The organism is Risungbinella massiliensis (assembly GCF_000942395.1).
Taxonomy (GTDB): domain Bacteria; phylum Bacillota; class Bacilli; order Thermoactinomycetales; family Thermoactinomycetaceae; genus Risungbinella; species Risungbinella massiliensis.
In genome coordinates, this window is the sequence record NZ_LN812102.1 from 943,383 (window position 1) to 957,790 (window position 14,408).

At 37.4% G+C, this 14,408-nt stretch carries 16 protein-coding genes and 1 pseudogene; 8 read left to right on the forward strand and 9 right to left on the reverse strand.

Annotation, left to right across the window (positions count from 1 at the left end; translation table 11 throughout):
• The first annotated feature begins 103 nt into the window (after positions 1-103).
• Positions 104-1,027, forward strand: a complete 924-nt coding sequence (locus VJ09_RS05100; RefSeq protein ID WP_044640529.1) for a DMT family transporter — start codon at positions 104-106, stop codon at positions 1,025-1,027.
• 494 nt (positions 1,028-1,521) lie between these two features.
• Entirely contained in the window at positions 1,522-3,015 is a 1,494-nt protein-coding gene (locus VJ09_RS05105; RefSeq protein WP_230199097.1) for a glycoside hydrolase family 10-like protein, read from the forward strand.
• 305 nt (positions 3,016-3,320) lie between these two features.
• Here VJ09_RS05105 and VJ09_RS05110 read toward each other — a convergent pair whose 3' ends face one another.
• Positions 3,321-4,040, reverse strand: a complete 720-nt coding sequence (locus tag VJ09_RS05110) for a YebC/PmpR family DNA-binding transcriptional regulator (RefSeq protein ID WP_044640531.1) — start codon at positions 4,038-4,040, stop codon at positions 3,321-3,323.
• Positions 4,041-4,275: 235 nt separating this feature from the next.
• On the opposite strand from VJ09_RS05110, the gene VJ09_RS05115 reads away from it, so the two are divergent.
• Entirely contained in the window at positions 4,276-4,851 is a 576-nt protein-coding gene (locus tag VJ09_RS05115) for a hypothetical protein (protein ID WP_044640532.1), read from the forward strand.
• 23 nt (positions 4,852-4,874) lie between these two features.
• On the opposite strand, the gene VJ09_RS18350 is transcribed toward VJ09_RS05115, so the two are convergent.
• The 4 genes from VJ09_RS18350 to VJ09_RS05130 form a co-directional block, all read right to left on the reverse strand.
• On the reverse strand, positions 4,875-5,018 hold the full coding sequence (locus VJ09_RS18350) for a hypothetical protein (protein WP_154662342.1): 144 nt from the start codon (positions 5,016-5,018) through the stop codon (positions 4,875-4,877).
• A gap of 79 nt (positions 5,019-5,097) precedes the next feature.
• A complete protein-coding gene (locus VJ09_RS05120) occupies positions 5,098-5,835 on the reverse strand; it encodes a class I SAM-dependent DNA methyltransferase (protein WP_044640533.1) in 738 nt (245 codons plus the stop codon).
• Positions 5,836-5,965: 130 nt separating this feature from the next.
• Positions 5,966-6,226, reverse strand: coding sequence for a hypothetical protein (locus VJ09_RS05125; RefSeq protein ID WP_044640534.1), 261 nt, complete (start codon positions 6,224-6,226; stop codon positions 5,966-5,968).
• Positions 6,227-6,298: 72 nt separating this feature from the next.
• A complete protein-coding gene (locus tag VJ09_RS05130) occupies positions 6,299-6,577 on the reverse strand; it encodes a hypothetical protein (RefSeq protein ID WP_044640535.1) in 279 nt (92 codons plus the stop codon).
• A 333-nt stretch (positions 6,578-6,910) separates the two neighbouring features.
• On the opposite strand from VJ09_RS05130, the gene VJ09_RS05135 reads away from it, so the two are divergent.
• Positions 6,911-8,260, forward strand: a complete 1,350-nt coding sequence (locus VJ09_RS05135) for a helix-turn-helix domain-containing protein (protein WP_044640536.1) — start codon at positions 6,911-6,913, stop codon at positions 8,258-8,260.
• A 147-nt stretch (positions 8,261-8,407) separates the two neighbouring features.
• Here VJ09_RS05135 and VJ09_RS05140 read toward each other — a convergent pair whose 3' ends face one another.
• Both VJ09_RS05140 and VJ09_RS18355 read right to left on the reverse strand, forming a co-directional pair.
• A complete protein-coding gene (locus VJ09_RS05140) occupies positions 8,408-8,992 on the reverse strand; it encodes a hypothetical protein (RefSeq protein ID WP_044640537.1) in 585 nt (194 codons plus the stop codon).
• Positions 8,993-9,067: 75 nt separating this feature from the next.
• On the reverse strand, positions 9,068-9,217 hold the full coding sequence (locus tag VJ09_RS18355) for a hypothetical protein (RefSeq protein WP_187118680.1): 150 nt from the start codon (positions 9,215-9,217) through the stop codon (positions 9,068-9,070).
• 249 nt (positions 9,218-9,466) lie between these two features.
• Between VJ09_RS18355 and VJ09_RS05145 the strand changes: the two genes are divergently transcribed.
• The 3 genes and pseudogenes from VJ09_RS05145 to VJ09_RS18360 form a co-directional block, all read left to right on the forward strand.
• The gene (locus VJ09_RS05145) at positions 9,467-10,048 is read left to right on the forward strand and encodes a TetR/AcrR family transcriptional regulator (RefSeq protein WP_044640538.1); all 582 of its coding nucleotides are present in this window, start codon (positions 9,467-9,469) and stop codon (positions 10,046-10,048) included.
• Positions 10,049-10,072: 24 nt separating this feature from the next.
• Positions 10,073-11,269 (forward strand): MFS transporter, encoded by a 1,197-nt coding sequence (locus VJ09_RS05150; protein WP_044640539.1) that lies wholly within the window; start codon positions 10,073-10,075, stop codon positions 11,267-11,269.
• A gap of 87 nt (positions 11,270-11,356) precedes the next feature.
• A pseudogene (locus VJ09_RS18360) lies at positions 11,357-11,507 on the forward strand (alpha-L-glutamate ligase); the annotation flags it as partial.
• A gap of 58 nt (positions 11,508-11,565) precedes the next feature.
• On the opposite strand, the gene ilvE reads toward VJ09_RS18360, so the two are convergent.
• Entirely contained in the window at positions 11,566-12,471 is a 906-nt protein-coding gene (gene ilvE, locus VJ09_RS05155) for a branched-chain-amino-acid transaminase (RefSeq protein ID WP_044640540.1), read from the reverse strand.
• Between the two features lie 253 nt (positions 12,472-12,724).
• Between ilvE and VJ09_RS05160 the strand changes: the two genes are divergently transcribed.
• A complete protein-coding gene (locus VJ09_RS05160) occupies positions 12,725-13,060 on the forward strand; it encodes an EthD family reductase (protein ID WP_044640541.1) in 336 nt (111 codons plus the stop codon).
• Between the two features lie 39 nt (positions 13,061-13,099).
• On the opposite strand, the gene VJ09_RS05165 is transcribed toward VJ09_RS05160, so the two are convergent.
• Positions 13,100-14,269 carry a cytochrome P450 gene (locus VJ09_RS05165; protein ID WP_044640542.1) on the reverse strand — a complete coding sequence of 390 codons (1,170 nt, stop codon included), beginning with the start codon at positions 14,267-14,269 and terminating at the stop codon, positions 13,100-13,102.
• Between the last annotated feature and the right edge of the window lie 139 nt (positions 14,270-14,408).

Below are 14,408 nucleotides of genomic sequence, written 5' to 3' on the forward strand. Positions count from 1 at the left end.
TCATCAGAAGTGGTACCGTTAAAGTTTGTATCAAGTGGTACTAATACAAACCATTTTAGCATGTTACAGTTTAACCAAGTAGTTTGATGGGGAGGATTAGGAATTGAATAAATATTTTATTGCGAATTTAAAAATTACGTTGGCTATGGTAATTGTAGGAAGCTCAGTCGTAGCAGGTAAGTTAATAGTACAAAGTTTTCCTGTATTCATAGCATCTGAACTAAGATTTCTTATCGCAACCATGGTTCTGGTTCCTTTATTGATAAAATTTGAAGGGATCCCGCGTATTCGTAAAAAAGATTTTTTTATCCTTTTTTTTCAGGCATTATTTGGCGTGTTTTTATTTAATATATTCATGTTATATGGACTAAAATTAACCACAGCCATTGAAAGTGGAGTGATTATCAGTTTAGTTCCAGCTGTTACTGGGGGACTTGCCTTTCTTCTACTTAAGGAAAAATTAACAAAAAACATCGGGATAGGAATTATACTAGCCACTCTAGGGATATTAGCAATTAATGTTTTCGAAACATTTTCAAATGCTACACTTAGTTCCTCGCATCTATTAGGGAATTTGCTTATTTTTGGTGCTGTTATTGGTGAAGCATCATTTATTATATTAGGGAAACTTGTCGCACAACAAGTGAGTTCTCTTGCCATTTCGACGATTGTCAGTGCTTTTGGGACTATCTTATTTTTACCGTTTGCTCTCTACGAGGGGAGTCAGTTTCATTTTGAAAAAGTATCTTTTTCGGAGTGGGGGCTCATATTCTATTTTGGTATCGTTGTAACGGTTATTGCATTCATTCTTATGTACCAAGGAGTCTCAAAAGTTTCTGCAAGCACGGCCGGAGTATTAACAGGTGTTTTACCAATTAGCAGTACTATACTTTCCATACTCATATTAGGTGAAGAAATCTCCTTATCTCATCTTGTAGGAATAGGATTGATATTAATAGCTGTTTATTTGAATTTCAAAACAATCACCAGAAAATCTACAAACTCAAAGCTTAGGAAAAGAATTTGAGGGAGAAAAGGAAAGAGTATTGAGATAAACATATTTAGTAGGTTATTCGGTCTCAAAAACGATGGTTTTTTTTAAGATTCAGAAGCAATTGGAAGTTGGATTTATATTAGTAGATTTTTTATCTTAATTATTTAACTGATTTTTATATTTATAAGTGGAGCAGCCTTTCCTACTTCTTCGTAAAGTACAATCTACATGGAAGGCAAAAGTCTTGCTCCGGGCTAACACTGTAAAAAATTTAGCTAATCAACACTTCTGTATATTTATAATCTTTTTAAGTCAGTGTGGACAGCCTTGGTAAGTAGAGCGAAAGAGACAAAAAATCAGAAAATTATGATATATTATTCTGTTTTTTATATTAAAATATTATTAAGAAAATTCGTAAGCATTTCATACAAATTTTCTTAATAATAGGGTGAAAGGGGTGAAGAGCAATTTACATTAAATCCAAAAGATTTGGCTCTTTCATTGCACTGTGGTGCTTAGTAGCGCTTTTGATCATAAGTACCATCATCCTACCTGTAAATGCGGAAGATGCTGAACCTACTTGGGTAAAACGACAATTAAGAGCCATGTGGATTGCTACTGTTGTCAATATAGATTGGCCTTCCAAGACAGGCTTGACCAAAGAAGAACAACAAAAAGAATTCCTTCACAATCTGGATACTGCCAAACTCATGAATATGAACGCAGTCATCGTTCAGATCAGTCCAACTGCGGACGCTTTCTACAAATCGAACATCTATCCTTGGTCTAAATATTTATCTGGAACCCAAGGAGTAGATCCTGGTTATGACCCATTGGCATTTATGATCGAAGAGGCTCATAAACGGAACCTAGAATTTCATGCATGGCTAAACCCATATCGAATTAGCATGGATACTAATTTAAATGGATTAGTGGACAACCATCCTGCAAAACAACATCCTGAGTGGGTAGAAAGCTACGGTGGGAAATTATACTTTAACCCAGGAATCCCGGCTGTACGTCAACACATCCAGAATGTAGTAAAAGAAGTAACTGCCAAGTATGATGTAGATGCAATTCATTTTGATGACTATTTCTATCCTTATCCGGTAAGTGGCCAAGACTTCCCAGATGCTGACACGTTCGCACAATATGGAAGTGGTTTCACAAATAAAGGAGATTGGCGCCGCAACAATGTCAACCTACTCGTTCAGGAAGTAGCTCAAGCAGTCAAATCGACCAAGCCTTATGTCAAATTTGGCATTAGTCCATTTGGCATCTGGAAAAACAAAACAACCGATCCTTCTGGTTCTGATACTGCTGGTTCACAGAGTTATTACACTATTTATGCGGACTCTCGTAAATGGGTCAAAGAAGAGTGGATAGATTATATTACTCCGCAGATTTATTGGAACATCGGTTTGGAGGTAGCAGCATATGATAAACTCGTTCCATGGTGGTCTGAGCAAGTTAAAGGAACCAAAGTACAACTATATATTGGACATGCCTCCTATAAAATTGCAGCAAACAACGAAGCTTGGAACAATCCAGAAGAGTTGCCAAATCAATTGCGGCTAAATATGAACTACCCAGAAGTAAAAGGAAGTATGTTCTTTAGTGCCAAAGACTTTACGATTCGTAATCCATTGGGAATCCGAGAGAAGTTAGCAAATGATCTCTATCGCTATCCATCGTTGGTACCTGCAATGCCACATCTTGATAATCAAGCACCTGTAGCTCCTGAATTAAGGGCTGTTTTGAGATGGTCCAATGGTGTGCACCTTTACTGGAGAGATAGCGATCCAACCACCACTTATTTTGTTCTATATCGTTTTCCACAAGGCGCAACAATCGATCTAAATGATTCCACCAAAATGGTAGATACGGTGCGCAAGACCGGGGAATTCCAAGCCTATCTAGATAAGGAAGCGGATCTAAGCCAGAAATACACTTATGCCATTACTGCGGTAGATCGTCTCCATAATGAAAGCGCTCCAAAAACCTCTGTCATAGAAGATTGAGTGGAAAAAGCAGTGAAATGATATGATCCCCTTATAGAAGACGGGAAAGAGAAATCATTATACTGTCTACTATAAGGGGTATTTGTATTGGAAATTCATAACTAATTCAGTAGTGTGATTTACTAAAATCTCTGCCAAACATTTTTTTGCTTTAAAGAATACCCCTGCCCGATTCAAGCTTAAAACCATAATTACTCGCATCTACTTCCTCTACTTTACAGAAGCCAATACCTTTAAGTAACGAGATAATTTGTTCTGGAAAAAAAGCAGACCTTAGTTGGATGATGAAAGGTCTGCTTTTTATATTATTCTAGATGATCTACATTATGGTATACTTGCTGGACATCCTCTAAATCTTCCAATGCATCAATCATTTTTTCAAATTGAGAGAGTGCATCACCAGATAGAGTGATCTCGTTTTGTGGAAGCATGGTTAGCTCTGCCACTGTAAACTCGGTAATACCTGCATCCATTAATGCTTCTTGTACGACATGATATTGATTTGGTTCAGCATATACAATCACAGATTCTTCTTCATCTAAGATATCACGTACTTCTACATCTGCTTCCATAAGTATCTCAAGCACTTCATCTGCTGTTTTTCCTTCAATACCAAATACGGCAGTTGCATTAAACATATAGGAAACCGATCCGTTTACACCCATGTTTCCGCCACTTTTCGTGAACTTCGAACGAACATCTGCTGCAGTACGATTTACGTTATTGGTAAGTGTATCTACAATTACCATCGATCCATTTGGTCCAAAGCCTTCATAACGTAGCTCGACATAGTTTTCTTCTGCTCCACCCTTAGCTTTTTCCAAAGCACGGTCAATAATCGCTTTTGGAACGTTATAGGTTTTCGCACGCTCTAATACCACTTTCAAAGCACTGTTAGATTGTGGGTCGGGTTCACCTTGCTTTGCGGCTACATAGATCTCACGACCAAATTTTGCATAAATTTTACTTGTATTTGCGTCTTTTGATGCTTTTTTCTCTTTAATGTTGTTCCACTTGCGGCCCATATTGTTCCTCTCTCTCTCATCGATGAATCTACACCATGATTCATATAAAATATGTTAATTCTTTATCCTCTTTTTTAGATCAATGGGGACCATATCGGTCATATTATACCTTAATTCTTCAATCTGCTACCAGTTTCTCCATTATATAATATAGGTTCCAAGCATTTCGAATCACGAGTTTATATCGTCCCATACTCCTAGTCCAAATATAAGATGAATGAAAAGGGTGTCATCATTGAGTAACCGTACAAAAGCTTTACCCTTGCGTCAGAAAGAATCCATTGAACAAGTAGCTGCTACCATTTCAAAAGAAAGTCTAGAATCGATTCGTGATATTCTAACTGAAACTGTATATTCCAAAGCAACCGAACTTCTCCAAGAAGAAATAGCAAAAAGTCTAAGCCAAATCGAAAATCATATTGAAGATATCGTGGAAACCAAAATGCAGGAACTTCTTCTAACCATGCTCAATGGGATCAAAAGTGGTAAAGAGCAGTTCCAAAAAGAGAACACTCCCAAAAAGAAGAGAAACTCTTCCTCTAATCCAGAGAAAAAAGCTTCTAGTAATCAAAAAACTTCCGTTGATTCTAACTTAACGGAAGAGATCAAAGACAAGATCCTACTTACCTTACAAAAACATCAAGAGTTAGAATTAAAAAAACTGATCCAGTTAGCAGAAGTAGAAGTAAATCAAAAACCTACTCAGGTAATGAATCAATTAATGAAAGCTCATCCCCAGATCCAAAAAACAGGTCGAAGCACTTATAAGTACGTACAAGAACAAATACAAATAAAACAATCTACTAGATGATCAATTAGTAGATTGTTTTATTTTCAGAAAAACCTCTTCTGAACATTGTGCCAGAAGAGACAAAAAGGCGAGTCATAATCCCACCTACCAACTTGAATGATAACCTCAGACAGATTGATAAGCTTCGTCTTCACCAATTCATACTGTTCTCTTGCAAAACTTGACATGGAAAAACCCCCCTTTAGGTTTATAAGACAATTGTATAAATAAGGGAGGTTTCATTTCCAAACTATTACAATATTTCTGCTAAATTTTTTTGGCTTTAAAAAAAACCCTGCCCGATTCAGGCTTAAAGCCATAATTACTCGAATCTACTTCCTCTACTTCACCAAAGCCAACACCTTTAAGTAACGAGATAATTTGTTCTGGGAGGTAGTTTCGTTGTAAAAGCTGACAATCCGCTCGATGCCACAGATCTCCTTCTTCTTTCTTAAAAATAGTTAAGTCATTTACAGCAAGGCGTTCTTCTGAAAGATAAGTTCCCTTGTTGATACAAACATACTCTTCATCGGAAATATGAAAAGTGCTATTCCATCTCTGGTGAGCCTCTTCAGTGTTCATATCAAAGAAAAAATAACCACCCGTTTGAAGAGTAGAATAAACATTCTCAAATACCTCATTTAATTCCCATAGCTCTAAGATGTGATTCAAGCTATCAAAATGAGAAATAACAGCTTCAGCCACAATATCTTGTCTCGAAAAATTTCGAGCGTTTCTTACATAAAATCCTCCTTTTGGTTCATTTTCCTGCGCGATCCGAATCATTTCACTGGAGTTATCAATACCGATAACTTGATACCCTCTTTTTGTCAGCTCTTTTACCATCTCTCCCGTACCACAACATAAATCCACAATACGACTTTCAGGTTCTAGTTTGGAAAGGATTTGATTTTCTAACAAAGGCATCACTCTTGTCGAAAATCCAGCCCAATTTCGTCTATACACTTCTGCAAAAACATCATAATTGTTTTTAGATGAAGACATTTACATTATCGTCTCCTTTCATTATCTAATATTCTTGCCGAGGAATTTAAAACCTCTCAAATAATTTATCTTTTCGGCGGTCTCCTTTTAATGCTATAGCGGACAAAATAAGACCAAACAGTGTTCTGATTCACTTGAACTCTTCTGCGATCTGAAAAATGGATAACTTGTCTTCCCAGTATAGCTTGGGAAGAAGTTGGGTCAGATCCCGCTCGCTTAACTTGCATTTTGTTAAAAGACTTTGTCCCCTAGCGCGTTTGGGGATAGAATGTCTTTCTATATTCAGTCGAATCGTTTCAGTTGAACATTTAAAATACCTAGCTAAATCTTGATAGGTATAGAATTCTTCTACGTACAACTCATAAAGTCGGCATTTAGGTAGCTCTCTCATCTTCATCCCTCCTATCCGAAAGAGAGAATTAATGAATCCCCGCCGCTTGACATCAGCTACTCCCCGCTGTTCCTAAGCAAAAATATCGTAGTTCCGCCCCCGCAACACAATCTTGTTGCCCACTCTCATCATTTCACATTGAGACAAGTCAATCTGGATTTGGGAGCCATTGGTTGTTTTCATGTCCACTAAATATCTAGGTGACTGATGAAATTGATTTAGTTTGATCCGACACTTGGTCTCCGTGCTCTTTTCTTGCGAAGAGATCGATTCCACCGTTGCCACGCTGTGTACCCAGTTCATCACTTGAATTACTTCTTCATGCGATCCTTTTAGCGTCATCTCTACCATCTTGATGACCCCTTTCATCTGAATTTCACACTACCACTTGCTCACTACTCATATTTTTAATAAAACAAGAAAAAAGAGGCTTTCCTGTTTCTTCTGCCGTCTCTTTCCTTGCTGAAATGTTGGTAGACTTATTATGTCACATGATTTAGAATTGACCAAAAAGTGGGGAAATGAACTCTTCTTCCTCCATTTTGAATATGGTTCAATGAAAATAGAAGAGTTGATCCAACCACACTGAAAGCTCCGCTACTAATTATTCCGATGTGTTTCTTTAAAGTGAAGACAGTCAAATTGGCGATGGAAGTTCCCAAAATTTTTTGAGAGGAGCGCCCTATGTACCACTACATCACCAAAGAGATGGGAGAAGTCCTGAAAAAAGCTAGACTGGAACAAAATATGTCCCAAGAAAGCCTGTCTGATGACAATATCTCCACTGGCACGATCAGCAATCTAGAACGTGGATTATGTAAAGCGAGTCCGAAAAAGCTAAAACACTTGTTAGGGAAGTTAAATCTTAATTATGAGAACTTCATTACATTAGAAAAAAAAGTCAATGATCTAGTGGAAATAGACCTAGAGACCGAACTACTGATGATTGAACAAGTATTAAATACTAAGCCCGATCAGGCATGGAAGCGATTACAGCTACTTGATGACAATCACCCATGGGTCTGTACTTTTAAAGGTAGGGCTTGTGTTCTTAAAAGATTATGGGAAAAAGCAATTAGTTTTTTCCTCAAAGCGATAGATATAGCAAAAAATAATGATAAGTATAAAGCAGATAATCTATTATCTTTGTGCTACTACGAATTAAGTCGAGCTGCTTATTATCAAAACAAGGTAGAACAAGCCCTTGAATTGATAGAGACTGGAATTACCAAGTTTGACCACAATGGAAAAAGAAGCTATATCTACTACCATCTCCTGACTTCGAGAATTATCTATTTGCGAAAACAAGGCAAAACCATGGAAGCATACAAATGCTTGGACGATCTAAAAGACCAACGAGCCCAGATCGAGTTCACTTCTGTCTCCTTGAGTTTAATCAACTTGGAAGCAGAATTATTAAATGACCTAGGACAATACCAAGATGCAATCAAACAATTGCTCCACGGTCTCGAATTAGCCAGAATTGAGACCAAACCTGACAAGTCGTTTGAGTTATTTTGCACACTAGGCACGAGCTATTTGCATCTAAAGCAGTGGTTGAAAGCGGAAGGATGGTTTAACGAAGCTCTTTATTTAAAAGATGAGGTTCGGGATGATTTAGTAATACTGCCCTATAGGAAGCTAGGTGAACTATACTTTCAGGTAAACAAAATGGAGGATTCCCTCCGATCCTATCAAGAGGCAAAACAATTATGTTCCAAAGTCGATGATATGTTTTCATATTGCGAAATCTGTTTAGAACTTGGCGACATCTTCCATAGTAAGGGTGATGAGAAAAAAGCAATAGATTATTATGATGAGGCAATAGAAGTTAGTAGCAAACATCAATTCTATAAACTACAACTTCAGGCATCCCTCAATTATTTAAAGTTTGGCACAAAAAGGAACACTCCCAAGTATCAGAAAATTATTGATTCCCTCTCTTCTATTCTGTTATCATGTGGTCAAAAGGAGGTTATCCCTATGACTACATTAAACCTCGGTATGTATGAAACAGATCCACCTAATCCATAGAAAACATGATCAAAACCCAAGGAAACCCTTGGGTTTTTGCTTGTCTATTTCCAAAAAACAGCTTAATAAAATACATTTAGCATCTTTCCCTATTATCTAAAAACAAAAAAGATACTCCATCTTTGAGTATCAGCTAGTCAACACAATTTATGTAAGTACCGGAGCCATCACCTGTTTATTGTGATCCAAAACAGCTTGTACCTTTTGTTTTGCTTCTTGCAATCCAGAGAAATCCCCATTATCTACTGGGAATGTAAGTAAGTCATTATCTGGTTTTTGGATTGCTTTAATAACCAAAGGAATATCCGATGGGTATCGCGCCCATAACCACTTAGCATTCTCTTCTATGTCCTCAATATGTCCCTCACACATGACCCCCATGTGTCGAAATCCAACTTTGTGTGTGAAAAAATACCGTTCAGCTTCTTCACGGTCTGTCAATTGCCAACCGTAATAGTGAGAATAAAAATCTACTGCCTTTGGTGGAAACCCAAGTGTATTGCCCAGAATTTTCTGATACAGTGGATTCTTGATTGATAGCCCTTCTGTTTCCTGTATGAAAGTGTATTTCATCGCTTCATTTTGAAAAAAGATAGCTTCATTTTCGTTTCTGTAATGATAGGGGTACTTCTCAAGTTGACCTAATACTTCTGGTTTTAACCAAGTTATCACTTCAAAGCAAGCGGGTTTGATTCCTTGTAAGAAACTTTCATAGGGCATCATAGGCTTCATTTGATTTTGAAACTCCTTTACCATCAATTGGATATATTATACAGAAAAAGCGGGAAGGGAATACCCCCCTCCCACTTACTTCTCCTTCATGTTGGAGAAGTCCTCTCGTCCACATGTTGAACAATAGATTACTCCCTCTTCTGTTTCTATGGCTGTACCTTCACAACTTGAATCAAGACGGCAAGAGCGAACAACTTCGCCAAAAGCACGGAATTTTTCCATCATCGCACCTCCTCACTTACGGAGTGATAGTGTGATGATTGCTAAAGTTGGAGTGCTTCTCTTGCTATGCACTCATTATACGATATCCGATATAATATTTTTCAGAAATTATAGATAATTAGGAATCACAATATGGTCAAAACGAAGTTCCCTCTATCACTAAATTGAATCTAAATATAATTCCCATTTGCTTATCTTTACTTAATCTGCTAACATAACTGACGAACGTTCGTTAAATTCGAGGTGATGTTATTGAAAAGCACTGAGATTAAGGAGGCAGCTCTAAAGTATTTCACTATTCATGGTTATGAAGGAGCGTCCCTCTCTCAAATAGCAGAAGAAGTCGGCATGAAAAAGCAGTCCATCTATGCTCACTTCAAAGGAAAAGATGATCTTTTCCTGCAAGTTTTATGCGATGCGAAAGAAACGGAGCTATCTTCCAAACTTCAATATTTCCGTAAAATCGATTCACAAAATCCCGAAAAAGATTTATACGGGTTTCTACAATTGATAATCGATCTTTTTCAAAAAAATGAGCAGTTAAAGTTTTGGCTACGTATGTCTTTTTTTCCGCCAGCTCATCTTGCAAAAACAATAGAAAAGGAAGTAATTGATCTCGAGGAGCAGGTGCAAGTGATCCTGGAACGAAAATTTCAGGATTGGATCGGTACGAAAGAAATAGTCGGTGATGTAGTAAAAACGCCGACCCTCGCCTTCTTAGGAGTAGTCGATTCCATTATGCTAGAGCTTGTATACGGTAATGATGAGAAACGGCTAAATGATAAAGTAGAAGCCTCTTGGGCAGTGTTTTGGAGAGGTATTTCACCTCATTGATTGTGACAGAAAGTGGTGTTGATCATGAAGAAAACAATAAAAGAACAAAAAGCGGTATTACTTATTCTTCTAAGCAATATATTCATTGCATTTTTAGGAATTGGTCTCATCATCCCCGTTATGCCGTCTTTTATGAATATCATGCATTTGTCAGGAAAAACGATGGGCTATCTTGTTGCGGCATTTGCGGTAACACAACTACTTATATCACCACTTGCAGGACGTTGGGTTGATCGATACGGGAGAAAGAAAATCATCATAATCGGATTATTTCTTTTTGGTGTTTCAGAACTGATCTTTGGTTTGGGTACGAATGTATCAGTGCTTTATATATCTAGGATTCTAGGAGGAATTAGTGCAGCTTTTATTATGCCAGGAGTTATTGCATATGTTGCTGATATTACATCCATTCAGGAACGACCAAAAGCGATGGGCTATTTTTCTGCTGCCATTAGCCTTGGCTTTATTATAGGACCTGGCATCGGTGGCTTTATTGCCGAATATGGTGTACGCACGCCCTTTTTCGCTGCGGCAGCTGCCGCCTTTTTAGCATGCCTTTCCTCCATCTTTATTTTAAGAGAGCCACTAACAAAGGACCAGCTCGCAGAAATTTCTGCTAATAAACAGCAAACAAACTTTATAAGCGATTTAAAAAAGTCACTTAATCCGCTATACTTCGTTGCCTTTATTATTGTATTTGTGCTCGCTTTTGGTTTATCAGCATATGAAACTATTTTTAGTTTATTTTCAGATCATAAATTCGGCTTTACGCCGCAAGACATTGCAGCGATTATTGTCATAAGCTCCATCTTTGGCATTGTTGTGCAAGTATTTATGTTTGGAAAAATGGTAGATATACTCGGTGAAAAGAAACTGATCCAATTATGTTTAATTACAGGGGCATTAATGGCAGTGGTGTCTACCGTAATCTCTAGCTTTTGGGCAGTGTTGGTGGTAACTTGCTTCATCTTCCTCGCATTTGACTTACTTCGCCCGGCACTGACGACATTTTTATCAAAAGCTGCTGGGAATGAGCAAGGATTTGTTGCTGGAATGAACTCTACCTATACGAGCTTAGGGAATATCATCGGACCAGCGATCGGTGGAATATTATTTGACGTAAACATCCATTATCCTTATCTTTTCGCTGGTATCATTATGGTCATTGGCTTTGGTATTACCGTCATGTGGAAAGAAAAACAATTAGCAGAAAAATGTTAAGCGGAATAACCAGAAAGCCTAGCTCCCATTATTGGAATGCTTAGCTTTTTTCACATAGACAGACACATAAAAAAGCAGATGCATAAGATGTCTAAAATTTATATCATCCATGAAAACAATGAATGGACCGACCATTTAACCAATCGATTAACAGAATTAGGTCTCCTGTATGAAGAATGGCATCTGGGTCAAGGGATGTTAGATTTATTCCACTACTCCACCAGAAGGAATCTATTACAAAGGAACTGAAAAAGCACTTCCCATCAATTCTATGGGAGTGCCTTTTTGTTAATCTATTACCCTGCAATTTCGCTTTCAGCTGTATAAACTTTGGTTCCATCCAATTCTACTAGCTTGCGGAATTCCTCTACTAGTAGGTTGGTCATCTCTCCAGGTTTCCCTTCACCGATTACTCTACCATCTACTTCTGTCACAGCGATCACCTCAGCAGCAGTCCCTGTCAAAAAGACTTCATCTGCTACATAGACATCGTGACGGGTGAATGGTATTTCTTGTACTGGAATCCCTAACTTAGCGGCAATATCTAAAATCGCTTGACGAGTGATTCCTTCTAATATCCCCAAATAACCAGGTGGAGTATAGAGAACTCCTTTTTTAACCACAAAGACATTGTCACCAGACCCTTCGGCAACATATCCTTCCGAATTAAGCGTCAATGCCTCATGTACACCGGCACGTCTTGCTTCAATCCGAATGAGTACATTATTCAAATAATTGAGTGACTTAATCTTTGGATTTAGGGCGTCCGTTTTGTTCCGACGTGTAGGTACCGTAACGATTGGCATACCATTGTCATACATCTCTTGGGGGAACATTTTGATCTGTTCTACAATAATGACTACATTAGATTGTGGACATTCAAATGGATCAATCCCCATCGGACCATCCCCACGAGAGACAACCAATCGAATATAACAATCTCGAAGATTATTTTGTCGGATCGTCTCGCAAACGTATTCTTCCATCTCTTCCATCGTATAAGGAATGGTGAGTAAAATGGACTTGGCAGATTCATATAGGCGTACAATGTGCTCTTTTAGTCGAAATACATTCCCATTATAAGCGCGAATTCCTTCAAAGATTCCGTCACCATATAGATAACCATGGTCGTATACAGAGACGAGTGCTTGAGATTTAGGTAAAAATTTTCCATTCAAAAAAATAATTGGTTCTGTTGTCATGTAAATCTCCTCCTCTTCTCTATTACATGCTTTCGTAATTTGTTCTATGATATTGCTAGTGTTTTTTTCTGTCAATAAAACTTTTTATTGTATGATTAATTATTTAATGAAACAGTCTCAAAGGATTGTTAAATGTATATTATTAAAAATATATACTTTATAAGAATAATCGGTTAAAATGATTGAGAATAATTGGTCTATATGTTTAAATTAGTTAGAATCATATATTTTTTTTACAGAAATGAGGGGTATTATGGTAAAAATTATGGGAATGTTCCATAATGTCGAAGACCAAGAAGCATTTTTGGAAACATATTATCAAGAAGTTTTGCCAGTACTGTTAAATGTGCCTGGTATTATAAAAATAGAAACAACTAGACTAAATCCATCTCCTCTCACTGGTGAAGAGGTTGATCCTGATGATTTCTTTTTTCAGGCGGATCTATACTTTCCTAATGCGGAAGCGTTGGAAAACATGTTAGCATCCCCTGAAGGAGCACAAGCAGCAGGTGTATTTTTACAATATGCAGGGAAAGTGTGCAAAGTTTATATGGGTCAAGAGTATGTACACTACAAACATACTTTTTAATATTAAAATTACACCGACATCTCGATGTCGGTGTTTTTCTTATTTAGAGACCTTCACTTCTAGATAACCGTAAACGATAAAATTTGGAATCCGCTCTAATGGCTGTGTTAATTGTAATCTTGGGTATCGAGTCATTAATTCGATTAAAGCGGCCTGTGCTTCCATTCTAGCAAGTCCTGAACCAAGACAATAATGTATCCCATGTCCTAGTCCCAAGTGTGGGTTTGGACCTCGATCCAATCGAAACTGATCTGGCTCTGAAAACACCTCTTCATCATGATTCGCAGATCCCAACCAAACTACAACCTCTTGCCCTTCTTTAATTAAGTGTCCTTCAAATTCTACGTCTTTTGTTGCTATGCGGTTTATACATTGAATAGGTGATCGATAACGTAGCACTTCTTCTACCACTTTGGGAATTAAATCTGTATTTTGTCTCACTTCTTCCCAAAGTTCTGGACGTTCCAACAATGTAACAATCGAATTTCCTATTAGATTTGCTGTAGTCTCACTTCCTGCTATAATAATAGTTCTACATAATCCGTATAGTAGTTTTAGAGGTACAGGCTTATCTTCAACTGTTGCCGATACAAGCATAGACATCATGTCATTTTGAGGGTTGGCTCTTTTTTCTTCTAGAAATGGATGGAAATACTGATCCATTTCACGCCAAGTATTAATAATTTGTTTCATAGTTTGTTTCGCATCTTCATCAGTGTCTCCAACTGATCTTTGCAATGTTTGCTTGGACCAGGTTTGAAGTTTTTCTGAATCTTCATCTGGTAATCCAAGGATATTACCCACCATTTTGATAGCCAGTGGAAATCCTAAATGATTGACTATATCGAATTCCTTTGTATCTTGGTATGTATCTAATAAACTTATGACATTATTTTTGATAATATGGGAAAGTGATTTCAACTCTTTTGGTCTAAATGTATTACCAAACAACCCACGATACGTATCATGCTCCGGGTTGTCCATACTTAAAATACTATCTCCCCTCGGACTAGATGTTCTCGAAGAAAATGCATCTGGATCAGCTAAAACTTTTTTTATATCGTGAAAACGAAACACATCCCAGCATTGTCTACTTTCATCGAACGAGATAGGCGTCTCTGTACGCATTTGTCGATACCAATCATGCACATTCTCTAAATTAGATAAACCATTCGGAAACTTGTGAGTTCCCTTTAATAAGGTGCTCATATCTATTTCCTCTCCTTATATATATTAAATATATCGGGAAACTACTATTTAGAGGCAAGTAATATTTTATTAGATACCAAAATCAAAATCAATTTTATATTGTAAATTCATGTACTTTTATAAACTGGCTTTCTATCAT